This is a genomic window from Dickeya sp. MK7, from assembly GCF_000406305.1.
Taxonomy (GTDB): Bacteria; Pseudomonadota; Gammaproteobacteria; order Enterobacterales; family Enterobacteriaceae; genus Dickeya; species Dickeya fangzhongdai.
The window spans coordinates 3,618,269-3,641,573 of record NZ_CM001984.1; the positions used below are offsets into that span (position 1 = coordinate 3,618,269).

The following is a 23,305-nucleotide window of genomic DNA, read 5'->3' on the forward strand; positions in this document are numbered from 1 at the left end:
CAATAAATGACCGCCGCAGTGTACACCCCGGCTGCGCATGACGATACCCTGACGGTACTAGATCTTGCCGCCCGGCGCCGCCTTATAGGGTTTTGGCATAAATTGCCGAAATAACTCACGGCTTTTCAGTGGCTTGCCGCCAAGATAGGGTTTCAGCGCCATGCGGGTAAAACGTTTGGCGGCGCGCAGGGTGTCGATATCGGGAAACTCTCTTGACGCCAACGCCTGCAGCTCGCGCCCGGTGAAACTGACGTTATCCACCACCAGACTGGCAATGAAGCCTTTTTCCGCCCGGTAACGGTAGGTCATGGTATCGGCAACCGGTTCGCCGCTGCCGGCACAATGCAGGAAATCCACGCCGTAACCGAGGTGCTCCAGCAACGCCAGTTCGAAGCGGCGCAAGGCTGGCTCAGGCGAGCCGCTGGCGGCAGCCAACTGTTGCAAGCAATGAAGATAATCGAAAAACAGAGCGGAATAATCGGTTTCCAGTTCCAGCACCCGGGTCAGCAACTCGTTCACGTACAAGCCGCTGTATAACAACGGGCCGCTCAGCGGTAACGCCAGAGAAACCGGTTCGGCATTGCGCAGGGTTTTGACTTCGCCGCGCCCGCCCCACCGCACCAGCAGCGGCGTAAAAGGCTGGAGAGCGCCCTTGAGACTGGAACGCCGCGCCCGGGCGCCTTTCGCCAGCACCCGCACGCGGCCTTCATTTTCAGAAAACAGATCCAGCAGCAGGCTGGTTTCGCTGTAAGGTCGCCCATGCAAGACAAACGCGCGCTGCCAGCCTTCCATCGGCGCACACCTTACAGATCGTCGATATAACCCAGGCTACGCAGCGCACGTTCATCGTCTGCCCAGCCGGATTTAACCTTCACCCACAGTTCCAGATGAACTTTGGCCTCAAACATCTGTTCCATGTCCTGACGCGCTTCGATGCCGATGGTTTTAATCTTGGCGCCTTTGTTGCCGATCACCATCTTCTTCTGGCCTTCACGCTCCACCAGAATCAGGCCGTTGATGTCGTAACCGCCGCGCTCATTGGCAACGAAACGCTCGATTTCCACCGTAACCGAATACGGCAACTCTTCGCCCAGAAAGCGCATCAGCTTTTCGCGGATAATTTCCGACGCCATGAAACGCTGTGAGCGGTCGGTAATATAGTCTTCCGGGAAATGGTGAATGGCCTGCGGCAGATGTTTGCGCACAATTGCGGCAACGGTATCGACATTGGTCCCCTTCTCCGCGGAGATCGGCACCACATCGAGGAAATTCATCTTTTCGCTCAACATCTGGATATGCGGCAGCAATTTGGTTTTATCCGCCACGTTATCCACTTTGTTGATGGCCAACAACACCGGCGTTTTTTGGTCGCGCAGCTTGTTCACCACCATTTCGTCATCGTCTGTCCAGTGGGTGCCTTCCACCACAAAGATGATCAACTCCACATCGCCGATCGAACTGCTGGCCGCACGGTTCATCAGGCGGTTGATGGCGCGCTTTTCTTCAATGTGCAACCCGGGCGTATCCACATAGATAGCCTGATACGGCCCCTCGGTATGGATACCCATAATACGGTGACGCGTCGTCTGCGGCTTACGAGAGGTAATGGACACCTTCTGCCCCAGCAACTGGTTCAGCAAGGTGGATTTACCGACGTTCGGCCGGCCAACAATCGCGACAAAGCCGCAATAGGTCTGTTCTTCGCTCATTCAAGCTCCAGCTTTTTCAGGGCCTGTTCCGCCGCAGCCTGTTCAGCTTTACGACGACTTGACCCGGTACCCACTACCGGCTCGCTAAACCCGCTGACCTGGCAATGAATGGTAAATTCCTGATCGTGCGCCTCGCCACGCACCTGCACGACCAGATAGGTAGGCAACGGCAGGTGGCGTCCCTGCAGGAATTCCTGCAGGCGGGTTTTCGGATCTTTTTGCTTGTCGCCTGGGCTAATCTCATCCAGACGAGTCTGGTACCACTGCAGAATCAGCCGCTCGACGGTCTGGATATTGCTGTCCAGAAACACCCCGCCAATCAACGCTTCCACGGTATCCGCCAGAATCGACTCACGGCGGAAACCGCCGCTTTTCAATTCGCCGGGACCAAGACGCAGGCATTCGCCCAGTTCAAACTCTCGGGCAATCTCCGCCAGCGTATTGCCGCGCACCAGCGTAGCGCGCATTCGGCTCATATCGCCTTCGTCAACACGCGGAAACCGGTGGTACAGCGCATTGGCGATAACGAAACTCAGGATAGAATCCCCCAGGAACTCCAGCCGTTCGTTATGTTTACTGCTGGCGCTACGGTGAGTCAGCGCCTGCAATAAAAGGTCATATTGTTGGAAAGTATAGCCCAGCTTTTTTTGTAAACGATTTATCAGGATGGGGTTCATGTGTTACCAATAGATCTATAATGCCTTTTTAAACAACAGCATACGGAACAGCCCTGTCTTGCCACTAAAAAGTCAAAACTGTTTCGTTTGCAGTGGCTCCCGCCCGGGAGCCAGCATTTATTATTCAGAAATATTCTACAACGGAAGTCGCAAATATGCTGCGAGTTTATTTACATTCAATTAATGAATTCCACCGATACGGCTTAAACGTACACCGGTAGGCCATTCACCTTCTTGTTTTTCAAAACTCATCCAGATAGCTGTCGCCTTACCCACCAGATTCCGCTCCGGCACAAATCCCCAATAACGGCTGTCCGCGCTGTTATCACGGTTATCGCCCATCATGAAGTAGTGGCCGGCCGGCACCACCCAGGACCCCAGCGGCTGGCGCATCTGTTGGTAATAAAGCCCAAGCTGATCCTGAGCGCCCGGCACGGTAAGGATATTGTGAGTGACCTCGCCCAGCGTTTCCTTGCGAACCGCCATGCGAATGCCTTCACTCTTCTGACCAACCGGAATCTGGTAGAAACCGCTGGTCATTTCGCGCCCGGTTCCGCTGAACGTCTGCACGAAATCACTGGGTTCCACATTACTGTAAGTCACCGGCAAGGCGCTGCCGCAGCTCGGCTTGTCGCCGCACCCCGGCTGAATGGTGACCTGCTTGGCGATCGGGTCGTAACTGACGCGATCTCCCGGCAGGCCTACGACACGCTTGATGTAATCCAGACGCGGATTTTCAGGGTATTTGAATACCGCGATATCACCGCGTTTCGGGTGCCCGGTTTCAATCAAGGTGGTCTGGGTTATCGGATCCTTGATGCCGTAAGCAAATTTTTCGACCAGAATGAAATCCCCGATCAACAGCGTCGGCATCATCGAACCGGAAGGGATCTGAAACGGCTCGAAAATAAATGAACGCACCACAAACACCAGCGCCAGCACCGGGAAAACCGAGGCAAACGTCTCGATCCAGCCCGGCTGTTTGATGCTGTTAGCCAGCGTTTTCTCGTCGACAGCCCCATTAACCTGCTGACTCAGAGCGGAAATCTTGGCGCGACGCGCCGGCGCCCATTTGAACCGTTCCAGACACCAGACAATGCCGGTCACCAGCGTCGCCAATGCCAAAATCAGGGCAAACATATTGGCCATGCCAACTCCTCAGGGTTTATTTGCTTTCTTTTCCAACATGCAGAATGGCCAAAAACGCTTCCTGCGGCAGCTCGACGTTCCCTACCTGCTTCATGCGTTTCTTCCCTTCCTTCTGTTTCTGCAACAGTTTTTTCTTACGGCTGACGTCACCGCCGTAACACTTCGCCAGAACGTTCTTGCGCAGCTGTTTTACGGTGGAGCGGGCAATAATATGGTTGCCGATCGCCGCCTGAATCGCGATGTCGAACTGCTGACGCGGGATCAGGTCTTTCATTTTTTCCACCAGCTCACGGCCGCGATACATCGAATTATCACGGTGGGTGATCAGCGCCAGCGCATCCACGCGTTCGCTGTTGATCAGCACGTCCACACGCACCATGTCCGATGCCTGGAAACGTTTGAAGCCGTAATCCAGCGAAGCATAACCACGAGAAGTGGACTTGAGGCGATCGAAGAAGTCGAGCACGACTTCCGCCATCGGAATTTCATAAGTCAGCGCCACCTGATTGCCGTGATAGACCATGTTGGTCTGCACGCCGCGTTTTTCCACGCACAGAGTGATCACGTTGCCCAGATACTCCTGCGGCAGCAGCATGTGACACTCGGCAATCGGCTCGCGCAGTTCTTCGATATTATTGACCGGCGGCAATTTGGACGGGCTGTCGACATAGATCACCTCGTTGCCGGTGGTTTTCACCTCGTACACCACCGTCGGCGCGGTTGTGATCAGGTCGAGATCGTATTCACGCTCCAGACGCTCCTGAATGATCTCCATGTGCAGCAGACCAAGGAAACCGCAGCGGAAACCGAAGCCCAGCGCAGTGGAGCTTTCCGGTTCGTAAAACAGCGACGCATCGTTCAGGCTGAGTTTGCCCAGCGCATCACGGAAGGCTTCATAGTCGTCGGAACTGATCGGGAACAGACCGGCGTACACCTGCGGTTTAACCTTTTTAAAGCCCGGCAGCGGCTTTTCAGCCGGTTTACGCGCCAGCGTCAGGGTATCGCCCACCGGCGCGCCCAGAATGTCTTTGATGGCGCACACCAGCCAGCCTACTTCGCCGCATTGCAGCGCGTCGCGGTCCACCTGCTTGGGCGTGAAAATCCCGAGACGTTCGGCGTTGTACACCTGGCCGGTGCTCATCACCTTGACCTTATCGCCTTTGCGCAGCGTACCGTTTTTGATACGGATCAGCGACACCACGCCCAGATAGTTGTCGAACCAGGAATCGATGATCAACGCCTGCAACGGCGCGTCAGGATCGCCTTCCGGCGGCGGAATCTCACGCACCAGACGCTCCAGCACATCCGGCACGCCGACGCCGGTCTTGGCGGAACAGCGCACCGCGTCGGTGGCGTCGATACCCACGATATCTTCGATTTCCTGGCTGACGCGATCCGGATCCGCGGCCGGCAGGTCAATCTTGTTCAACACCGGCACCACTTCCAGATCCATTTCGAGCGCGGTATAGCAGTTGGCCAGCGTCTGCGCCTCAACCCCTTGACCGGCGTCCACCACCAGCAGCGCCCCTTCACAGGCGGCCAGCGAGCGGGAAACTTCATAGGAAAAGTCAACGTGGCCCGGGGTATCGATAAAGTTCAGTTGATAGGTTTCACCGTCAGAGGCTTTGTAATCCAGCGTCACGCTCTGAGCCTTGATGGTAATACCGCGCTCGCGCTCCAGATCCATGGAGTCCAGCACTTGCGCCTCCATTTCACGTTCGGACAAGCCACCACAAATTTGAATGATGCGGTCAGAGAGCGTCGACTTACCGTGGTCGATGTGAGCAATAATGGAAAAATTTCGTATATGCTTCATTATAAAAGTTTTTCTACCTTGGTATTTCTGAAATTCTTGCCGAACGGCACGCGCAATGTGATGACAGCCATAGCCACTGTCATATACCTGAATCGCAGCATTCTACATGCCAGACGGTGGAAAACCTAGTCATGGCGCACCGAATCAATTCCTTGATTATGGCAAGGTTGCGAATGAGAAGATGAAAGCAGAGGTAAAAAGTCATTAAAAGCGAAAAATCGGGAGGCGGGCAGGCCAGCCAGCCTGCAAGCCGCCTGCGTTTCAACGCCCCGGCGTCATATCGGTACGCAACAGATTTTCGGGCAAAGAAACCTGCAGAATCACCGGCTGATAACGCTGATTATTGCCGATTTTCGCCGATAAATGCTTTACAGCAGCGAAACTCACCGCCACGCCGGCAAATGCCCCCGCCACGGTCGCCGGTTCGCTGCCCAGCCAGTATTGCATCAAGGCGGCGCCCAGCATCAGCCCCAGCAATGGCAACAGATAAACCAGCATCGCCGAACGCAGCAGGCTTGATTCCGCCAGGCCGATTTCCACCCGTTGACCAGGAAGTAACGGCTGCGAATACGGGACGGTCAGTTGATGCGTTGCCGCTGCGCCAATCTGGTTCAACACGCCGGTGCCGCAGGACGAGCGAGACTGACAGCTCTGGCAACCGGAGCGCTGTTCACAATGCAACACAGCGGTACCGGCCTGCCATGAAACCACCGTGGCCCACTCTTTGATCATGGCTGCGCCTTGAAGATCACGTTATCCGCGATGCGTTTGGCTGTCGCCAGCGGCAGTTCGCCAATCACGGTGATTTCCCGGTTATCCCGCACTTCGGTATGGATAGTTTTACGGCCCAGAGATGCATTCTGGTCAGGATGATTCTCCCCAACCGGGCTTATATTGACGGAAAAACTGAACAATCCATCGCTGTAAAGACGCGATTCCGCCAGACCGGTAACCCCCGGCAGCGGCCGCTGACTGCGTGACACTTCTTCTACGCCAACCGGCAGCCACTCCGTCACCCAGTTGAAATTCGCGGTCGCAGTGGTGGGAATGCTGAGCAGCGGCGGCTGACTGATCTTATCCATCGGCTTCATGGCAAGCCGCACATTTTTATCCACCGTTACGGAAATCGCCCGGTACTGTTCAAGCAGATCGCCATTCTGATCAAGCAGATCAACCCGCAACGGCAAACGCGACTCGGCATCAAGGCAGACGATATAACTGAAACGGGTGCCGTCCCGGGAGACGATTCTCACCACATCGCCCTGGCTGTCCGCCAGACGAATACGGCCGGTAGGAATAAAATCGTAATAAGCGGACAACCGTTCCACATTGGCAAAAATCAGGGCCGGCAGCGAGTCGACAATATGGTCGCCCGACAGGGTAAACGGTTCGGCATCCGCTTCGAAATAGCTGATGTCGCTGCCGCGCTGAATCACTTCACGCTTCGGCCCGTCCAGATGGATCAGCTCGGCCAGCGTCTCGCCATTTTGCACCGAATGACGGTAGCGTAATGACTCAATGCCCTGCCGGGAAACGCTGATGTAGTAAATCTCGTAGTTCAGTGATCGGCTGGCGCTGCTCATCTGCTGCAACAACGCCCCGGAATCACTTGCCGGGGCGAGGGAGGAATAAGACAGGCTGCCTAACAATATGCATGCGGCAAACCAGGAACGCTTCATTACTGCGGCTGAATTCCTAATGACTGAGTACCAGGCACCTGAACGGCGGCTTGCTGTTGGCTCCCCTGCTGTTGCAGTTGGAGCTGATCGGAATGCACGCGGCGTTGCAGTTCATAATCCTGCAACAGCGCATTGATGCGCTCATGCTGCGCCTGCATCTGACGCTGCCCGGTATGCGCTACGCTGTTCTCAGCCGGCACGCTCAGGCTGACCGGAGAAGCTGAACCGCCCATCACAGGCAATGTGCTGAGCGCCGGCGCCGTATCCGCCACACTGTCGCTCATCACATTGCTTTGCTGGTAATGCTGCACACCGACAATCACCGCCAGCGAAACACAAGCCGCCATACCAATCTGCGTCAGATGGCTGGCCAGAGGACGAACCTTGTGCCAGAACGGCAACGCCTGCCAGGTGCGGGGATGAAGCTGGGATTCCGGCACCGCCTGCGGGTTGAACTGCACCGGTTCCTGTTCGAGGGCGGCGGCTACCCGAGCGGCGATATCAATATTCATCAGCGTTTCGCTGACATCGCCCCGCAGAGTGTCACGCACCAGATGGTAGCGCTGCCAGCTTTGCTGCAACTTGTCGTCTTTCGACAAGGCGCCCAGCAGTGCATTGTCCACTGCCTCACCATCCATTAAAGCGGAAAGTTTTTCTTTCTGCATAACTTCACCTTACCTTGTCAAACCCGTCATGAGTAACGTTAAGAACAAGCTAACGCTGAATAAGCGGTTGCACTTTATTATCAATCGCTTCCCGTGCGCGGAATATACGTGAGCGGACAGTGCCGACCGGGCAATCCATGATGGCGGCAATTTCCTCATAGCTCAGCCCATCCAGTTCACGCAGCGTAATTGCCAGACGCAAATCCTCAGGCAATGACTCGATAGTATGGAAAACGATCCGTCGTAATTCCTCAGACAACATTAAGTTCTCAGGGTTCGATATTTCTTTCAACGCGCTGGCATTTTCGTAATTTTCCGCGTCGTTGGCGTCCACATCGCTGGACGGCGGACGCCGCCCCTGAGCCACCAGATAATTCTTCGCCGTGTTGACGGCAATACGATACAGCCAGGTATAAAAGGCGCTCTCGCCACGAAACGATTCCAGCGCGCGATAGGCTTTGATAAACGACTCCTGCACCACATCGGGCACGTCCCCGGCGGGAACGTAACGCGATACCAGGCTCGCCACTTTATGCTGATAACGGACGACCAGTAAGTTAAACGCCTTTCTGTCGCCTTTCTGGACCCGCTCAACCAGCACCTGATCCGCTAACTGCTCGCTCATCCGAGATCATGTCTCCCCAAAACCGTGTCGCCACGCCTAAGCCACGTACTGCCAGCCATATATCTGCAATCGAGCAAGCACCGGGTTGGAGTCTTTTTGCGTCATAAAGTTCCGTTGCGTGAAGCATTTTTTGCATCTTGCCGGATACTCGTCGCATACCGCCGTGCCGCCCGCCGGGGTTTTATTCTCATTGCTGCCCCGTACAACCGCGAAAATCATACGTCAAAAGCCTGCTGCTGGCACCTCGTTCTACTGTTTTGCATCAGCATTGTTTAATTTATAAAACAAAAAACTGCATTTAAGATAAATACCGTGCTAAATTCAAAAATACGGTTTTATAAATTAAACAAAAACTATTATGTCGTCTCCCAAAGACTACCATTGTGATGTGCTGATCATCGGCAGCGGCGCCGCCGGGTTATCACTGGCGCTGCGTCTGGCGCCTCATGCCCGCGTGATGGTGCTCAGCAAAGGGCCGCTAAGCGAAAGCGCCACCTTTTATGCACAAGGCGGGATCGCCGCTGTGTTCGATGAAACCGACAGCGTCGACGCCCACATCGACGATACCCTGATTGCCGGCGACGGCTTGTGCGACCGGGAAGCGGTATCGTTTATTGCCCGTAACGCCCGTCATTGCGTGCAATGGCTAATCGATCAGGGCGTTCGGTTCGATACCGAAACCGCACCGCACGGCGAAGCGCGCTATCATCTGACGCGCGAGGGCGGTCACAGCCATCGCCGTATCCTGCATGCCGCGGACGCCACCGGCAAAGCGGTGGAAACCACCCTGGTCAGCCAGGTGAGACAGCATCCCAATATCGTATTGCTGGAACGTTGTAATGCAGTGGATTTGATCACCTCCAGCAAGCTCGGCCTGCCCGGCCACAAACGGGTGGTAGGTGCTTACCTGTGGAACAGGGAAAAAGAGCATGTCGAATCGTGCCGCGCCAAAGCCGTCGTGCTCGCCACCGGCGGCGCGTCCAAGGTCTACCAGTACACCACCAACCCCGATATTTCTTCCGGCGACGGCATCGCTATGGCCTGGCGCGCTGGTTGCCGGGTGGCGAACATGGAATTCAACCAGTTTCACCCCACCTGCCTGTACCATCCGCAGGCCCGCAATTTTTTGCTGACCGAAGCGCTGCGCGGCGAAGGCGCCTGGCTGACGCGCCCGGACGGCAGCCGCTTTATGCCAGCCTTTGATAAACGGGCGGAGCTGGCGCCGCGGGATATTGTCGCCCGGGCGATAGACCACGAGATGAAACGACTGGGCGCAGACTGCATGTATCTGGACATCAGCCACAAACCGGCGGATTTCATTACGCAGCATTTCCCTACTATCCATGAAAAACTGCTGTCGCTGGGCCTTGATCTGACCCGCGAGCCGATTCCCATCGTCCCCGCCGCGCACTACACCTGCGGCGGCGTGGTGGTTGACCAACAGGGACGCACCGACCTGGACGGCCTGTACGCGATTGGCGAAGTCAGTTATACCGGCCTGCATGGCGCCAACCGCATGGCGTCCAACTCGCTGCTGGAGTGTCTGGTATATGGCTGGTCCGCCGCCGGGGATATTCTGCAGCATTTGCCGGAGAAAACGCTGGTCGAGTCGCTGCCCAACTGGGACGAAAGCCAGGTGGAAAACTCGGACGAAAGAGTCGTGATTCAGCACAACTGGCACGAACTGCGGTTATTGATGTGGGATTACGTCGGCATCGTGCGCACGACGAAAAGACTGGAACGCGCGCAGCGACGTATCACGCTGCTACAGCAGGAAATCAGCGAGTATTATGCCCACTTCCGCCTCTCCAACAATCTGCTGGAGTTACGCAATCTGGTTCAGGTGGCGGAATTGATTGTACGCTGCGCGCTGGCGCGCAAAGAGAGCCGCGGGTTGCACTACACGCTTGATTATCCGCAGCGAGCGGAAAAGGCGCATCCCACCATCCTGCATCCCTGATGATGAATGCCGGGCCAGCGCCCGGCCGCCTTCTACAAATTCCATGAACACGTTCACATGAGCAAGTTCACATGGATAAATAAAAATCCCGCGCCAACGCCTGAAACGACGCCGAATACCGACGGCTGTCGTCACGGATGATTAACGATGTCCGGTCCAGCGTCGTGTGCTGTCGCCCCAACGACAGCAGCACCCGGTTCACCGGCCGGGCCGCATTATCCGCGACGTCAACCCAGGCATCGACATGCCACGCCAGCTGTTGCGCCAGCGTCAGAAAGTTGTCCGCCGCCTGTACCGGCAACACCACACAAAATCGCCCGTCTGACGTCAGCAACCGGCTGGCGCAATCCAGCAACGTCTGATGAGTCAGCGTGGCGGTATAACGCGCCTGCGCTCGCTGGGCTGAGGCACAGTCGACGCCGGGGGTAAAATAAGGCGGATTACTGACAATCAGTGAATAGCGCGATGCGGCAGTACGGGCATACGCAAGAATATCGGTCTGATGAATCCGTATACTCTCGGCCCAGGGCGACGCCGCCGCATTGTCTGCCGCCTGCCCGCTGGCGGCGGCGTCCAGCTCTACCCCATCCACCGGAACTCGCCCACCGCTGCGTTGCGCCAGCATCAGCGCAATCAGACCGGAGCCGCAGCCGATATCCAGAATCCGCGACTCTTCCCGCAACGGCGCCCACGCCCCCAGCAGCACGCCATCAGTGCCGACTTTCATCGCACAGCGGTCGTGCGCCACAAAAAATTGTTTGAAGGTAAAACCACCCGCGCGCAACGCTGGTGTATGCTGCAAAGACGTCATTGTTGTGCCATTTATTGCTGAACCGGGGTTAGCATAGGAGAAACGCCAGCCCGGGAAAAGTGGTCGAGGCCGCTTAAACAGATGAACAACCCCGCCAATGCGTCTATAATCAGCGCCCCGAACAGAGGTAGACCATGACTGCGACCAATTTTTCCGAGTTTGATCTTGACGATAGCCTGCTTGACGCCCTGCGCGACATGGGCTTCAGCCGCCCGACCGCCATTCAGGCCGAGGCTATTCCCCCGGCGATGGAAGGACGGGACGTACTGGGCTCTGCGCCGACTGGAACCGGTAAAACCGCGGCGTATCTGCTGCCGGTATTGCAGCATCTGCTGGATTTTCCGCGTAAAAAATCCGGCCCGCCGCGTATCCTGATACTGACCCCGACCCGGGAACTGGCGATGCAGGTGGCGGATCAGGCTCGGGCGCTGGCCGCCCACACGCATCTGGACATTGCCACCATCACCGGCGGCGTGGCCTACATGAATCACGCCGAAGTGTTCAGCGAGAATCAGGATGTGGTGGTCGCCACCACTGGTCGTCTGTTGCAATACATCAAAGAAGAGAATTTTGACTGCCGCGCGGTGGAAACCCTGATTCTGGATGAAGCCGACCGCATGCTGGACATGGGCTTCGCTCAGGATATCGAGCATATCGCCGGAGAAACCCGCTGGCGCAAGCAGACCATGCTGTTCTCCGCCACGCTGGAAGGCGACGCCATTCAGGATTTCGCCGAGCGTCTGCTGAACGACCCGATCGAAGTGGAAGCCGAACCGTCACGACGCGAACGCAAAAAAATCCTGCAGTGGTACTACCGCGCCGACGATGTTCAGCACAAAACCGCCCTGCTGAGTCACCTGCTCAAGCAGCCGGACGTAACCCGTTCGATCGTGTTCGTGCGTAAGCGCGAGCGAGTGCATGAACTGGTGGACTGGCTGCGGGCGGCGGGCATTGAGTCCTGCTATCTGGAAGGGGAAATGGTGCAGGCCAAACGCAACGAAGCCATCAAACGGTTGAGCGAAGGGCGGGTAAAAGTGTTGGTCGCCACCGACGTCGCCGCCCGCGGGCTGGATATTCAGGACGTCAGCCACGTGTTCAACTTTGATTTGCCGCGCACTTCAGACGTTTACCTGCATCGCATCGGACGTACCGGCCGCGCCGGTCGTAAAGGTTGCGCCATCTCGCTGGTGGAGGCGCATGACTACCTGCTGCTGGAGAAGATCGGCCGTTATCTGAATGAGCCGCTAAAAGCGCGCGTGGTCGATGAACTGCGTCCAACTACCCGGGCGCCGAGCCCCAAAACCACCGGCAAGCCGTCTAAAAAAGTGCTGGCCAAGCGCAAAGAGCTGAAGCAAAAAGAGAAAGAAAAACAGAAAGCGAAGGTCAAAGTGCGCCATCGCGACAGTAAAAATATCGGTAAACGCCGCCAGCCCAGCGCCCAAACGCCGGCGGAGCCGCAGAAAGAAAAACCGGCGGATAACAGCTGAATCAGGCCTGTTGATACTATGACCTGTTGATACGATGATCTGTTGATACAAAAAAGGGAGCCAACCGGCTCCCTTTTCATTATCGGTAAGAAGAACGTGCGTCCTAATGTCACAGCACGTTCCCTTCTTCAAAATCAATCCGCTCCACGCTATCAACCACAGCGACCGGAACTCACTCCCCAGAAAAAACAATGCCGGACACCTTAGGTGACCGGCATTAACCAGACCGTGGTCTTTTTTACCGATGAGCTTACAGGCTTTCGGTAAATGTACGGGTGATCACGTCGCGCTGCTGTTCCGGCGTCAGCGAGTTGAAACGCACCGCATAGCCGGACACACGGATGGTCAGCTGCGGGTATTTTTCCGGATGTTTAACCGCATCTTCCAGCGTTTCACGACGCAGCACGTTCACGTTCAGATGCTGACCGCCTTCGACACGCACTTCCGGTTTGATTTCCAGCGGCACTTCGCGATATTCGAACTGACCCAGATCGCTGACGGCAACGATCTGATCTTCGTTGAAATCGGATTTAGCGCACACGCAACGCGCCTGAGATTTCTCTTCATCCAGCAGCCAGAAAGAGTTAACCAGGGCATTGTTATTTGCTTTGGTGATTTGAATACCTGTAACCATTATTGCCTCCGTTAAGCGGCGTCTTATTGAACCGAATACAAAATCCACGGTTGGTAACAAATCGCCAACGGCATTAACGCCAGCGCAAAACCAACCGAATCTGGTTACCTGTATACCAGTCCTTTCCAGGTCACTCTTTGATATAAGTCAATTTTAACCGGGCATCATTTGGCATGAAATTTATAATCGTTTGTTTTATATCAATTTACATCAAAAACACGAATGCAATTATTTTTGTAAATTTTAAAAAAAATCAGCAAAAGGCGATTCATCGCCTGCCAAACGCGGTTAATGGTTTTCCCTGTTCAGCTTTGACGGTAAGCTTACCCATCAGGACTGACTAATCAGGCTGCGCTGTCGCCAGATGGCATTCAGGCGACGGCCCACTAGCGCATTGAACTCACTACCGTATTGAACAAAGAGCCTCCCATGACCACTTCCCTGACCTGGCACGACGTGCTGGCCCAAGAGAAAGAACTACCCTATTTCGTCAATACGTTGTCGTTCGTTCATCAGGAACGTACAGCCGGCAAGGTGATCTACCCGCCGCAGAAAGACGTCTTCAACGCCTTTCGTTTTACTGAATTCCACGATGTCAAAGTGGTGATCCTGGGGCAGGACCCGTATCACGGCCCGAATCAGGCGCATGGGCTGTCGTTTTCGGTTCGCCCAGGCGTGCCGGCGCCGCCGTCGCTGGTCAATATCTACAAAGAACTGGCTAACGATATCCCCGGATTTGAAATTCCGTCTCACGGCTTTTTGCAGAGCTGGGCGCAGCAAGGTGTGATGTTGCTCAATACCGTGCTGACGGTGGAAGCAGGAAAAGCGCATTCGCACGCCAATCTGGGCTGGGAAACCTTCACCGACAAGGTGATCGAAAAGCTGAACGCACACCGGGAAGGGATTGTATTCCTGCTGTGGGGATCGCACGCGCAAAGAAAAGGCAGCATTATTGATACGCAGCGGCATCATGTGTTGAAGGCGCCGCATCCCTCGCCATTATCTGCCCACCGCGGTTTTTTAGGGTGCCGCCATTTCTCCAGAACCAATCAGTTGCTGGAACAACAAGGCGATTCGCCTATCGACTGGACACCCCGTTTGCCGGAAAATACGTAATACGCCGCGTCATTGTCTTTGCTGGCCAGAGGCTTTTGGCTTGTCTGAGACAATGACCATAAATTTTGGTGTAAAACGGAAAAAACGGGAGTAAACGTCAGAGAAATAAACAGGATGATACTGCGAAAGGAATTTGGTGGAGCTAAGCGGGATCGAACCGCTGACCTCTTGCATGCCATGCAAGCGCTCTCCCAGCTGAGCTATAGCCCCACACCAGATGATACCGTCAAAAACCAAATCTCTATGGGATGAAGATTTGGTGGAGCTAAGCGGGATCGAACCGCTGACCTCTTGCATGCCATGCAAGCGCTCTCCCAGCTGAGCTATAGCCCCGTATCGACACTGTATCGTGTGAACGGGTCGCATGATATGCAACGCCCCCAACCCTGTCAACGCCAAAATCCATTTATCCGATCAACCGCTGAAAAAGCCGTCAAAGTGCGGTGAGAATGGCAACGTACGGAAAAAAGCCGCGTACTTTCAGGCGTAAAAACCACCGCTAATCAAGCCTGTTTGAGATTAGCTTATGACAAAAAAGTTTTTCTTACTTTTCGCGAAAACCCCAACAATGCGTCACCCCCTTCTATTTGCTGGAGTTTTCCAAACATGAAAGATGCCACTATCGCCCTGCACCACGGTTTTAGCGCCGATCCGGTCACCAAAGCAGTAGCCGTACCCATCTATCAAAACGTCGCGTTTGAATTCGACAATGCGCAGCACGGCGCGGACCTGTTTAACCTCGATGTGCCGGGCAATATCTATACGCGGATAATGAATCCTACCAATGATGTGCTGGAACAACGTTTGGCGGCGCTGGAAGGGGGAATCGCAGCACTGGTGGTTTCCGCCGGCAGCGCCGCTATTACCTATGCGGTGCAGACGCTCACCCGACAAGGCGATAATATCGTGTCGACCCCGCAGCTGTATGGCGGTACTTACACGCTATTTGCCCATATGCTGCCAAGTTTCGGCGTAGAAGTCCGTTTTGCCAGCGATGACTCGCCCGAAGCTATCGCGCAACTGATCGATGACAAAACCCGGTTGGTCTACTGCGAGAGCATCGGCAATCCGGCCGGCAATATCGTCGACATCGAAGCGCTGGCGCATATCGCCCACCAGCATGGGGTACCGTTGGTAGTGGATAACACCGTGGCATCGCCGGTGCTATGCAAGCCGATCCAGTTCGGCGCGGACATCGTGGTGCATTCCATCACCAAGTATGTTGGCGGCCACGGCAACTCGCTGGGCGGCGCGATCGTGGACGCCGGTACATTCCCCTGGCAACAGTATCCGGAAAAATTTCCTGGACTGAATCGGCCTGAGCCGGCTTATCACGGCGTGGTCTATACCGAGACATTTGGTCCTGCCGCCTTCATAGCCCGAGCCCGAACCGTCCCACTGCGCAATACCGGCTCGGCCCTGTCGCCGATGAACGCCTTTTTATTATTACAGGGGTTGGAAACGCTGCCATTGCGCATGGAGCGCCATGTGGAAAACGCCCGTAAGGTTGCGGAATACCTGCGTTCCCATCCTAAAGTAGCATGGGTTAGCTATGCCGGGCTGCCGGAACATCCGCACTACGCGCTGGCGCAGAAATACCTGGGTGGCACGCCATCCGCCATTCTGTCGTTCGGCCTGAAAGCCGGTTACGAAGCGGGCGTGCGGTTTTATGATGCCCTTGGGATCTTCAAGCGTCTGGTGAATATCGGCGATGCCAAATCGCTGGCCTGCCATCCGGCCTCGACGACTCACCGCCAGATGACGCCCGAAGAACAAGCCAAAGCCGGCGTCAAACCGGAAATGATTCGCCTGTCGGTCGGCATTGAAGCCATTGAGGACCTGCTGGACGATCTGGAGCAGGCGCTGAATGCCTGACATGCCAATACACCACCGAATCATCCAAGACAAAAAGCAAAAACCCTGGCAAGCCAGGGTTTTCGTTAACAACAGCATCGTTCGAAGCGATTATTGCTGGGCTTCACGCTCGCTGATAAACGCCAGCGCCCGCTCGATGCGCGTCAGCGTACGCGACTGACCAATGGCATGCACCGTCACATCAACGCCCGGAGACTGGCCGGCGCCGGTTACCGCCACGCGCAACGGCATCCCGACTTTCCCCATCCCTTGCTGCAGCTCGTCAGCCGTGCCCTGAATGGCATGGTGGATATTTTCCGGCGTCCAGTCGGTGATGGCCGCCAGCTTGTCGCGCACCAGTTCCAGCGGCTGACGCGCTACCGGACGTAGGTGTTTTTTCGCCGCATCGGCGTCAAACTCGGCGAACTCTTCATAGAAGTAACGGCAGGACTCGGCGATTTCCTTCAGCGTCTTGCAACGTTCACCCAGCAACGTCACCAGTTCGCTCAGTTGCGGGCCGGTACGGGTATCGATGCCCGCCTGTTCGATATGCCAGGACAAATGGGTCGCCACATATTCCGGCGGCAGGTGATTAATATAGTGGTGGTTCAGCCACTGCAGCTTCTCAGTATTGAACGCACTGGCGGATTTGCTGACGGCATCCAGCGAGAACAGCTGTTTCATCTCATCAATAGAGAAGATTTCCTGATCGCCGTGAGCCCAGCCCAGACGCACCAGATAGTTGAGCAGCGCTTCCGGCAGGTAGCCGTCATCGCGATACTGCATCACCCCCACCGCGCCGTGGCGTTTGGACAGTTTCTTGCCGTCATCGCCCAGGATCATGGAAACGTGCGCGTATTCCGGCACCGGCGCGCCCAGCGCTTTAAGAATATTGATCTGCCGCGGCGTGTTGTTGATATGGTCTTCACCGCGAATAACGTGGGTGATGCCCATATCCCAGTCATCGATCACCACACAGAAGTTATAGGTCGGCGAGCCGTCGGTACGACGGATGATCAGGTCATCCAGTTCAAGGTTGCTGAATTCGATAGGACCACGAATGCGATCATCAAAGACAACCGAACCGTCTTGCGGGTTACGGAAACGCACCACATGCGGTTCATCATCCGCGTGATGTTCGTGGGAGTCGCGGCAACGGCCGTCATAACGCGGCTTATCGCCGTCAGCCATCTGTTGCTCGCGTAGGGCTTCCAGACGTTCTTTGGAACAATAGCATTTATACGCCGTGCCATTTTCCAGCATCTGGTCGATAACCGCGTTATAGCGGTCAAAACGTTTGGTCTGATAGTACGGGCCTTCATCCCAGTCCAGATTCAACCAGTTCATGCCATCCATAATGGCGTCAATCGCCTCTTTGGTCGAACGCTCCAGATCGGTATCTTCAATACGCAGAACAAACTCGCCGCCGTGATGACGGGCAAACAACCAGGAATACAGTGCGGTACGGGCACCGCCAACGTGAAGATAACCAGTCGGGCTGGGCGCAAAGCGGGTTTTGATTTTCATTGGGATTACGGCCTTCATTAGACAGCAACGGTCGGTCAACACCAACCAGGATTCCGGACTGTGCCCCGCCATCAAGGGTGAGCGCTGTCAGCGCGCGACACAGCCTGCTTAAAGTGGGCAATATTCTATCACTCCACCCCGATTCCTCAACGCTATAACCACGTCGTCCCAGGGCTAACTCCGGTAAAATGCGCAGGGATTCAACGATAACGCCCATAAATACGGCATATCGACTAATTTTACAACGAACGACTATTTTCGTTTTAAAAAGCGTTGACTCATATTCAAGTATCCCTATAATGCGACTCCACACAGCGGGGGTGATTAGCTCAGCTGGGAGAGCACCTCCCTTACAAGGAGGGGGTCGGCGGTTCGATCCCGTCATCACCCACCACTCTTTAGAGTGCCGCGCTGTGTAAAGTAAGAAGAATTGAGATTGGGTGATTAGCTCAGCTGGGAGAGCACCTCCCTTACAAGGAGGGGGTCGGCGGTTCGATCCCGTCATCACCCACCATTCTCATACCAGCGGTCTTCTTATGACAATGAAGTACAGAAGTGGGTGATTAGCTCAGCTGGGAGAGCACCTCCCTTACAAGGAGGGGGTCGGCGGTTCGATCCCGTCATCACCCACCACTTCTGCGGGTCGTTAGCTCAGTCGGTAGAGCAGTTGACTTTTAATCAATTGGTCGCAGGTTCGAATCCTGCACGACCCACCAATTACCTCGACCAGTCCGGTCATTTTCCTCAAGAATCATGAAAACCGCGTGCGCTACCGCGCAGGGTAATTCCTATTTCTCGTGCCGTTTTCTTTTAATTTCTGTTTCGATCACCTTCAGATTGTCCTCTCGCTACGAATAGCGCACTTTATCACCACCCGCATTCAAACACCCGCCAGGCCGTATCCGCTCTCGCAATGTTCAAAAACTCACCACGCATCACGCAAAATTTTTGATAAGGAACGTCAAATGTATTGGTTTTTTATTCCGTCGCCAAAAGACGACACTAGCATCGTAATAAAACGCATTCTTATAAGGGTAAGACGATGATAGCCAAAGCCAATAAATTCTTTACCGGTTTAACCGACCATCCGAACGGCGGCAAACTGTTGCTGCGTTTGACCGTCGGTATTCTGCTGCTGTTTCATGGCGTCGCCAAAATCGAAAACGGCGTGGGTTGGATCGCCGGCATGCTGGCGCAGCACGGTCTGCCCGGCTTTATCGCCTACGGCGCCTACATCGGCGAAGTACTCGCCCCCATCCTGATTGTTTTGGGCGTATTGACCCGTATCTCTGCGGCCGTGGTGGCGTTTAACCTGCTGGTCGCGACATTGCTGGTCACCATGGGCAAATTATTCACCATCACCAATGTGGGCGCATGGGGGCTGGAAGGGGAAGCGTTCTACTTCCTGTGCAGTCTGGTGATTATGCTGGTGGGCAGCGGCCGTTACTCCGTGGTTTCTAACGAAGACTACCGTTAATCTCTGTATGCTCTTGAAAAAAACGCCCTTGCGGGCGTTTTTTTGTGGTCAGATTTCCCAGTCGTGGTTATAGCGTTTTGGCTTGAACTGTACGACATCGCCGCGGTGCAACCCGGCCAGCACCTCGTCATCATGCGCCACTTCCGCTTCAATCAATTCATTGTTGCCGTCAACCTTCAGCACCAGCCGCGTCAGCGCGCCCAGCGGACGGATATCCTTGACCACCACCGGCTGGAAGTCAGCCTGCGTCTGCTTCGACAACGCCACCTCGTGCGGACGGAACTGAATCGTCTGATCATGACCAGCCAGTTTCAATCGGTTGCTGTCACCCAGGAAGTTGTAGACAAACTCGGTGGCCGGGCGGTTATACACCTCATCAGGCGTGCCAATCTGCTCGATGACGCCCTTGTTCATCAACACGATGCGGTCCGCCACCTCCATCGCTTCTTCCTGATCATGGGTGACAAACACCGATGTCAGGTTAATTTCTTCATGCAGACGCGACAGCCAGCGGCGCAGCTCTTTACGCACCTTGGCGTCCAGCGCGCCGAACGGCTCGTCCAGCAATAAAATACGCGGCTCCACAATCAGCGCACGCGCCAGGGCGATACGCTGGCGCTGACCGCCGGATAACTGCTCCGGGTAGCGATCCGCCAGCCATTCCAGTTGCACCATATTCAGCAGTTCGCGCACCTTGCTTTCGATATCCCGCTTTGACGGCCGTATCGCTTTCGGTTTCATGCGCAGCCCAAACGCCACGTTATCGAACACAGTCATATGCCGGAACAGCGCATAGTGCTGGAAAACAAAGCCGACATGACGATCGCGCACATCGTGTCCCGACACATCTTCGCCGTGGAACACAATGCTGCCGCTGTCCGGCGTTTCCAGGCCGGCGATAATGCGCAACAGCGTGGTTTTGCCGCAACCGGACGGCCCCAGCAGCGCCACCAGTTCGCCGCTCTGGATCGATAAATTGATCTGATTGAGGGCCCGGAACTGACCAAACTGTTTGTTAACGTTGTGAACCTCAATGCTCATTACCGGTCAGCTCCTGTTGTTTCTCTTGTTGTTTCGACAAATGCGCTTCGCTCCACTGGCGCAGCAACAGCACCACCAGCGACATCACCAGCAGCAGAATCGCCACGCTGAACGCAGCGACGATGTTGTATTCGTTGTAAAGAATCTCGATATGCAGCGGCAAGGTATTGGTCAGGCCGCGAATATGACCGGACACCACCGACACGGCGCCAAACTCGCCCATCGCGCGGGCGGTACACAGCACTACGCCGTAAATCAGCGCCCATTTCACATTCGGCAATGTGATGTGCCAGAACATCTGCCAGCCGTTCGCGCCCAGCAGTCTGGCCGCCTCCTCTTCCTGACTGCCCTGTTGCTCCATCAGCGGAATCAGCTCGCGCGCCACATACGGCAGGGTGACAAACATGGTCGCCAGCACGATGCCGGGCACCGCATAGACGATTTCCAGATTATGTTCGGTCAGGAACGGATACAGCTTGCTCTGGGCGCCAAACAGCAGCACATACATCAGGCCGTTTACCACCGGCGACACGGAAAACGGCAGGTCCAGCAGTGCCAGCAGCAGCGATTTGCCGCGGAATTCGAACTTGGTGACGCTCCAGGCGATCGCCAACCCGAATACCATATTCAGCGGCACTGAAATGACCGTCGCCAGCAGCGTCAGCTTGAACGCGGACACCGCATCCGGTTCGGTGATCGCATGCCAGAACGCGCCGATACCGTTATGCAATCCCTGGGTTACCACCATGATCAGCGGCAATACCAGAATCAGTAAAAACACCGCCCACGCCAGCGTGGTGAGCACATAAAAGGTAACAGGGCGCCTGACGGAGGACGGACGCACCGTCACAGGCGTAGAAATACTGTGATCCATGCTCATCCTTTATAATTTCGGTTGAATGCGCCGTTGCAGCAGGTTAATCAGCAACAGCATGATGAAAGAGACAACCAGCATGAACACGCCGATACCGGTCGCGCCCTTGTAATCGTACTGGTCCAGTTTGGAAACAATCAGCAGCGGCAGGATTTCCGTCTTGAACGGAATATTGCCGGCAATAAACACCACCGAGCCATACTCCCCCACGCCGCGAGCGAATGCCAGCGCGAAACCGGTAAGCCAGGCGGGCAGAATCGCCGGCAGCAGGACATGGCGGAAGGTCTGCCACGGGTTGGCGCCCAGACAGGCGGAAGCCTCTTCCACTTCTTTGGGAATATCGGCCAACACCGGCTGCAGCGTGCGCACCACAAACGGTAGCGTGACGAAAATCAGCGCCAGCGTGATGCCAATCCCCGTGTAGGCGATACGAAAAGGAAACAGCGAGCCGATCAGCCCATTCGGCGCATACAGCGACGTTAGCGCAATCCCCGCCACGGCGGTAGGCAAGGCAAACGGCATATCGATCATCGCATCGATAATCTTCCTGCCGGGAAAGGTATAACGCACCAGCACCCAGGCCAGCAACGTCCCCAGAACGCCGTTGATGAATGCCGCCGTCAGCGCGGAACCAAAGGATAATTGCAGGGAAAACAGCACCTGGCGACTGGTGATCAGTTCCCAGAACTGGGTCAGCGTCAACTGACTGGCGTACAGAAACATGGCCGCCAGCGGGATCAGGACAAGCAGCCCCAGATAGCTAAGGCTAAAGCCCAGAGTCAGACCAAAACCGGGAATGACCGGTGAAATACGTCGCGACATAACAAGCCTTTCAATGATGAAACACGGATTGCCGACTCAGACAACCAACGTGGCAAAACCGCCCCGATGGGGGCGGTTTTAACGCTCAGAATACAACTTATTTATTAATCTGTTTGAAGATAGCGTCGAACACCCCGCCATCATCGAAGAATTTAGGCTGCGCGCTTTTCCAGCCGCCGAACTCTTCATCGATCGTCACCAGTTTCACCGGCGCAAACTGAGACTTAAATTCCTCAGCGATTTTGGCGTTGCGCGGGCGATAGAAGTTTTGTGCGATGATACGCTGCCCTTCGTCGCTGTAGAGGTAGTTCAGATAAGCTTCCGCCTGTTTACGCGTCCCCTTGCGCTCCACCACTTTGTCGACCACCGCTACCGGCGGCTCCGCCAGAATGGACAGAGACGGCGTGACGATTTCCAGTTGGTCGCCGCCCTGCTCTTTCAGCGACAGATACGCCTCGTTTTCCCAGGCAATCAGCACATCGCCCAGTTGACGCTGGACAAAGCTGATGGTTGCGCCACGCGCGCCGGTGTCCAGCACTGGCGCATGCTTGTAGAGTTCGGTCACGAATTTCTGCGCGCTTTCATCGGTTCCACCCGGCAGATGCTTGGCATAAGCCCAGGCCGCCAGGAAGTTCCAGCGGGCGCCGCCGGAGGTTTTCGGGTTCGGCGTGATGACCTGCACGTCAGGTTTAATCAGGTCGTCCCAATCCTTGATATGTTTCGGGTTGCCTTTGCGTACCAGAAATACAATGGTGGAGGTATAAGGCGTGCTGTTGTCCGGCAGACGCGCCTGCCATTTAGGGTCGATCAGCGGCTGATTGAGATTGAGCGCATCGATATCGCCCGCCAGCGCCAGCGTCACAACATCCGCCTGCAGCCCGTCGATCACGGAGCGAGCCTGCTTGCCTGAACCGCCGTGGGAGTTTTTGACGGAAATCGTTTCGCCGGTGGTTTCTTTCCAGTGTTTGATAAACGCCGCGTTATATTGCTGGTAAAATTCGCGGGTTGGATCGTAAGACACATTCAGCAGTTCCGTGGCAGCCGAAGCCATACCCGAAAATAACAACGCGGCAGTAGCCAGCGACCATCCCAAACGACGCATTGACATTATTATTACTCCCCTCAAAGTCTGCCCGTTGCCTGCGCGAGCGTTCAAAAGAGCCCCAGAGTCCGGCGGCCTGTCATCATGCAACCGGAACAGCGGCTAAACGACGCAACTGTATCCGGTTTTATCTATGGAAGGGACAATAGTGGATAAGGCGGGAGGGAAAAAATACTGTTTCGAGATAATTTATGCTCTCGGGTTATATTATTGGCGGCTTAACAGTGCATTTGAATCTAAGGTAAGCGGCAGGCCAACCGCCCGCCGCTTCTCGTCGTCA

Annotated in this window: 20 protein-coding genes, 6 tRNA genes and 1 pseudogene; 9 read left to right on the forward strand and 18 right to left on the reverse strand. The window is 55.4% G+C overall.

What is annotated here, in order from left to right:
- Positions 1-57: 57 nt before the first annotated feature.
- The 9 genes from recO to rpoE form a co-directional block, all read right to left on the reverse strand.
- Positions 58-792: a DNA repair protein RecO gene (recO, locus tag DXXMK7_RS15580; protein WP_038919887.1), complete on the reverse strand. Its 735-nt coding sequence runs from the start codon at positions 790-792 to the stop codon at positions 58-60.
- A gap of 11 nt (positions 793-803) precedes the next feature.
- Entirely contained in the window at positions 804-1,709 is a 906-nt protein-coding gene (gene era, locus DXXMK7_RS15585; protein ID WP_038666713.1) for a GTPase Era, read from the reverse strand.
- Positions 1,706-2,386 (reverse strand): ribonuclease III, encoded by a 681-nt coding sequence (rnc, locus tag DXXMK7_RS15590; protein ID WP_013319008.1) that lies wholly within the window; start codon positions 2,384-2,386, stop codon positions 1,706-1,708. The genes era and rnc overlap by 4 nt, the downstream gene beginning before the upstream one ends.
- Before the next feature lie 180 nt (positions 2,387-2,566).
- Positions 2,567-3,535 (reverse strand): signal peptidase I, encoded by a 969-nt coding sequence (gene lepB / locus DXXMK7_RS15595; protein WP_038919888.1) that lies wholly within the window; start codon positions 3,533-3,535, stop codon positions 2,567-2,569.
- Positions 3,536-3,551: 16 nt separating this feature from the next.
- Entirely contained in the window at positions 3,552-5,351 is a 1,800-nt protein-coding gene (gene lepA / locus DXXMK7_RS15600) for a translation elongation factor 4 (RefSeq protein ID WP_038919889.1), read from the reverse strand.
- A gap of 261 nt (positions 5,352-5,612) precedes the next feature.
- Positions 5,613-6,083 carry a SoxR-reducing system protein RseC gene (gene rseC, locus DXXMK7_RS15605; RefSeq protein ID WP_038919890.1) on the reverse strand — a complete coding sequence of 157 codons (471 nt, stop codon included), beginning with the start codon at positions 6,081-6,083 and terminating at the stop codon, positions 5,613-5,615.
- A complete protein-coding gene (gene rseB, locus DXXMK7_RS15610; protein WP_038919891.1) occupies positions 6,080-7,030 on the reverse strand; it encodes a sigma-E factor regulatory protein RseB in 951 nt (316 codons plus the stop codon). The genes rseC and rseB overlap by 4 nt, the downstream gene beginning before the upstream one ends.
- Positions 7,030-7,695 (reverse strand): anti-sigma-E factor RseA, encoded by a 666-nt coding sequence (gene rseA, locus DXXMK7_RS15615; RefSeq protein ID WP_038919892.1) that lies wholly within the window; start codon positions 7,693-7,695, stop codon positions 7,030-7,032. Before rseA ends, rseB begins: the two co-directional genes overlap by 1 nt.
- 49 nt (positions 7,696-7,744) lie before the next feature.
- Complete coding sequence (gene rpoE / locus DXXMK7_RS15620; RefSeq protein WP_022634480.1) at positions 7,745-8,320, reverse strand: RNA polymerase sigma factor RpoE; 576 nt, start codon at positions 8,318-8,320, stop codon at positions 7,745-7,747.
- Positions 8,321-8,678: 358 nt separating this feature from the next.
- On the opposite strand from rpoE, the gene nadB reads away from it, so the two are divergent.
- Complete coding sequence (gene nadB, locus DXXMK7_RS15630; protein WP_038919894.1) at positions 8,679-10,280, forward strand: L-aspartate oxidase; 1,602 nt, start codon at positions 8,679-8,681, stop codon at positions 10,278-10,280.
- Between the two features lie 67 nt (positions 10,281-10,347).
- Here nadB and DXXMK7_RS15635 read toward each other — a convergent pair whose 3' ends face one another.
- On the reverse strand, positions 10,348-11,091 hold the full coding sequence (locus DXXMK7_RS15635) for a tRNA1(Val) (adenine(37)-N6)-methyltransferase (protein ID WP_038919896.1): 744 nt from the start codon (positions 11,089-11,091) through the stop codon (positions 10,348-10,350).
- A gap of 134 nt (positions 11,092-11,225) precedes the next feature.
- Here DXXMK7_RS15635 and srmB point away from each other — a divergent pair, with 134 nt between their 5' ends.
- Positions 11,226-12,578, forward strand: coding sequence for an ATP-dependent RNA helicase SrmB (gene srmB / locus DXXMK7_RS15640; RefSeq protein WP_038666687.1), 1,353 nt, complete (start codon positions 11,226-11,228; stop codon positions 12,576-12,578).
- Positions 12,579-12,828: 250 nt separating this feature from the next.
- Here srmB and grcA read toward each other — a convergent pair whose 3' ends face one another.
- Entirely contained in the window at positions 12,829-13,212 is a 384-nt protein-coding gene (gene grcA / locus DXXMK7_RS15645) for an autonomous glycyl radical cofactor GrcA (RefSeq protein ID WP_033569543.1), read from the reverse strand.
- 429 nt (positions 13,213-13,641) lie between these two features.
- On the opposite strand from grcA, the gene ung reads away from it, so the two are divergent.
- Positions 13,642-14,328 carry a uracil-DNA glycosylase gene (gene ung / locus DXXMK7_RS15650; protein ID WP_038919897.1) on the forward strand — a complete coding sequence of 229 codons (687 nt, stop codon included), beginning with the start codon at positions 13,642-13,644 and terminating at the stop codon, positions 14,326-14,328.
- A gap of 134 nt (positions 14,329-14,462) precedes the next feature.
- Here the strand turns inward: ung and DXXMK7_RS15655 are convergent.
- Both DXXMK7_RS15655 and DXXMK7_RS15660 read right to left on the reverse strand, forming a co-directional pair.
- Positions 14,463-14,538: transfer RNA gene (locus DXXMK7_RS15655), tRNA-Ala, on the reverse strand.
- Positions 14,539-14,585: 47 nt separating this feature from the next.
- Positions 14,586-14,661: transfer RNA gene (locus tag DXXMK7_RS15660), tRNA-Ala, on the reverse strand.
- Between the two features lie 273 nt (positions 14,662-14,934).
- Between DXXMK7_RS15660 and DXXMK7_RS15665 the strand changes: the two genes are divergently transcribed.
- Positions 14,935-16,203, forward strand: coding sequence for an O-acetylhomoserine aminocarboxypropyltransferase/cysteine synthase family protein (locus DXXMK7_RS15665; RefSeq protein WP_038919898.1), 1,269 nt, complete (start codon positions 14,935-14,937; stop codon positions 16,201-16,203).
- A 90-nt stretch (positions 16,204-16,293) separates the two neighbouring features.
- Here the strand turns inward: DXXMK7_RS15665 and gltX are convergent, their stop codons facing one another.
- Entirely contained in the window at positions 16,294-17,709 is a 1,416-nt protein-coding gene (gene gltX / locus DXXMK7_RS15670) for a glutamate--tRNA ligase (protein ID WP_038919899.1), read from the reverse strand.
- A gap of 318 nt (positions 17,710-18,027) precedes the next feature.
- On the opposite strand from gltX, the gene DXXMK7_RS15675 reads away from it, so the two are divergent.
- From DXXMK7_RS15675 to DXXMK7_RS15695, 5 genes are all read left to right on the forward strand, one after another.
- Positions 18,028-18,103, forward strand: a tRNA-Val gene (locus DXXMK7_RS15675).
- Positions 18,104-18,147: 44 nt separating this feature from the next.
- Positions 18,148-18,223: transfer RNA gene (locus DXXMK7_RS15680), tRNA-Val, on the forward strand.
- 43 nt (positions 18,224-18,266) lie between these two features.
- Positions 18,267-18,342, forward strand: a tRNA-Val gene (locus tag DXXMK7_RS15685).
- A gap of 7 nt (positions 18,343-18,349) precedes the next feature.
- A tRNA-Lys gene (locus DXXMK7_RS15690) sits at positions 18,350-18,425 on the forward strand.
- A gap of 326 nt (positions 18,426-18,751) precedes the next feature.
- A complete protein-coding gene (locus DXXMK7_RS15695; RefSeq protein WP_038919900.1) occupies positions 18,752-19,186 on the forward strand; it encodes a DoxX family protein in 435 nt (144 codons plus the stop codon).
- An 87-nt stretch (positions 19,187-19,273) separates the two neighbouring features.
- Here DXXMK7_RS15695 and DXXMK7_RS15700 read toward each other — a convergent pair.
- The 4 genes and pseudogenes from DXXMK7_RS15700 to DXXMK7_RS15715 all read right to left on the reverse strand — a co-directional run.
- A pseudogene (locus DXXMK7_RS15700) lies at positions 19,274-20,227 on the reverse strand (sulfate/molybdate ABC transporter ATP-binding protein); the annotation flags it as partial.
- Positions 20,217-21,101, reverse strand: coding sequence for a sulfate ABC transporter permease subunit CysW (gene cysW, locus DXXMK7_RS15705; RefSeq protein WP_038919902.1), 885 nt, complete (start codon positions 21,099-21,101; stop codon positions 20,217-20,219). The pseudogene DXXMK7_RS15700 and the gene cysW, both read right to left, overlap by 11 nt.
- A gap of 9 nt (positions 21,102-21,110) precedes the next feature.
- On the reverse strand, positions 21,111-21,923 hold the full coding sequence (gene cysT / locus DXXMK7_RS15710) for a sulfate ABC transporter permease subunit CysT (RefSeq protein WP_038919903.1): 813 nt from the start codon (positions 21,921-21,923) through the stop codon (positions 21,111-21,113).
- Positions 21,924-22,020: 97 nt separating this feature from the next.
- The gene (locus DXXMK7_RS15715; RefSeq protein WP_038919904.1) at positions 22,021-23,031 is read right to left on the reverse strand and encodes a sulfate ABC transporter substrate-binding protein; all 1,011 of its coding nucleotides are present in this window, start codon (positions 23,029-23,031) and stop codon (positions 22,021-22,023) included.
- Positions 23,032-23,305 lie beyond the last annotated feature (274 nt).

What these genes read in the sequence shown, in the direction of transcription:
- recO (WP_038919887.1), bottom strand. Translation starts at nt 792, where the DNA reads ATGGAAGGCTGGCAGCGCGCGTTTGTCTTGCATGGGCGACCTTACAGC.
- era (WP_038666713.1), bottom strand. Translation starts at nt 1,709, where the DNA reads ATGAGCGAAGAACAGACCTATTGCGGCTTTGTCGCGATTGTTGGCCGG.
- rnc (WP_013319008.1), bottom strand. Translation starts at nt 2,386, where the DNA reads ATGAACCCCATCCTGATAAATCGTTTACAAAAAAAGCTGGGCTATACT.
- lepB (WP_038919888.1), bottom strand. Translation starts at nt 3,535, where the DNA reads ATGGCCAATATGTTTGCCCTGATTTTGGCATTGGCGACGCTGGTGACC.
- lepA (WP_038919889.1), bottom strand. Translation starts at nt 5,351, where the DNA reads ATGAAGCATATACGAAATTTTTCCATTATTGCTCACATCGACCACGGT.
- rseC (WP_038919890.1), bottom strand. Translation starts at nt 6,083, where the DNA reads ATGATCAAAGAGTGGGCCACGGTGGTTTCATGGCAGGCCGGTACCGCT.
- rseB (WP_038919891.1), bottom strand. Translation starts at nt 7,030, where the DNA reads ATGAAGCGTTCCTGGTTTGCCGCATGCATATTGTTAGGCAGCCTGTCT.
- rseA (WP_038919892.1), bottom strand. Translation starts at nt 7,695, where the DNA reads ATGCAGAAAGAAAAACTTTCCGCTTTAATGGATGGTGAGGCAGTGGAC.
- rpoE (WP_022634480.1), bottom strand. Translation starts at nt 8,320, where the DNA reads ATGAGCGAGCAGTTAGCGGATCAGGTGCTGGTTGAGCGGGTCCAGAAA.
- nadB (WP_038919894.1), top strand. Translation starts at nt 8,679, where the DNA reads ATGTCGTCTCCCAAAGACTACCATTGTGATGTGCTGATCATCGGCAGC.
- DXXMK7_RS15635 (WP_038919896.1), bottom strand. Translation starts at nt 11,091, where the DNA reads ATGACGTCTTTGCAGCATACACCAGCGTTGCGCGCGGGTGGTTTTACC.
- srmB (WP_038666687.1), top strand. Translation starts at nt 11,226, where the DNA reads ATGACTGCGACCAATTTTTCCGAGTTTGATCTTGACGATAGCCTGCTT.
- grcA (WP_033569543.1), bottom strand. Translation starts at nt 13,212, where the DNA reads ATGGTTACAGGTATTCAAATCACCAAAGCAAATAACAATGCCCTGGTT.
- ung (WP_038919897.1), top strand. Translation starts at nt 13,642, where the DNA reads ATGACCACTTCCCTGACCTGGCACGACGTGCTGGCCCAAGAGAAAGAA.
- DXXMK7_RS15665 (WP_038919898.1), top strand. Translation starts at nt 14,935, where the DNA reads ATGAAAGATGCCACTATCGCCCTGCACCACGGTTTTAGCGCCGATCCG.
- gltX (WP_038919899.1), bottom strand. Translation starts at nt 17,709, where the DNA reads ATGAAAATCAAAACCCGCTTTGCGCCCAGCCCGACTGGTTATCTTCAC.
- DXXMK7_RS15695 (WP_038919900.1), top strand. Translation starts at nt 18,752, where the DNA reads ATGATAGCCAAAGCCAATAAATTCTTTACCGGTTTAACCGACCATCCG.
- cysW (WP_038919902.1), bottom strand. Translation starts at nt 21,101, where the DNA reads ATGGATCACAGTATTTCTACGCCTGTGACGGTGCGTCCGTCCTCCGTC.
- cysT (WP_038919903.1), bottom strand. Translation starts at nt 21,923, where the DNA reads ATGTCGCGACGTATTTCACCGGTCATTCCCGGTTTTGGTCTGACTCTG.
- DXXMK7_RS15715 (WP_038919904.1), bottom strand. Translation starts at nt 23,031, where the DNA reads ATGTCAATGCGTCGTTTGGGATGGTCGCTGGCTACTGCCGCGTTGTTA.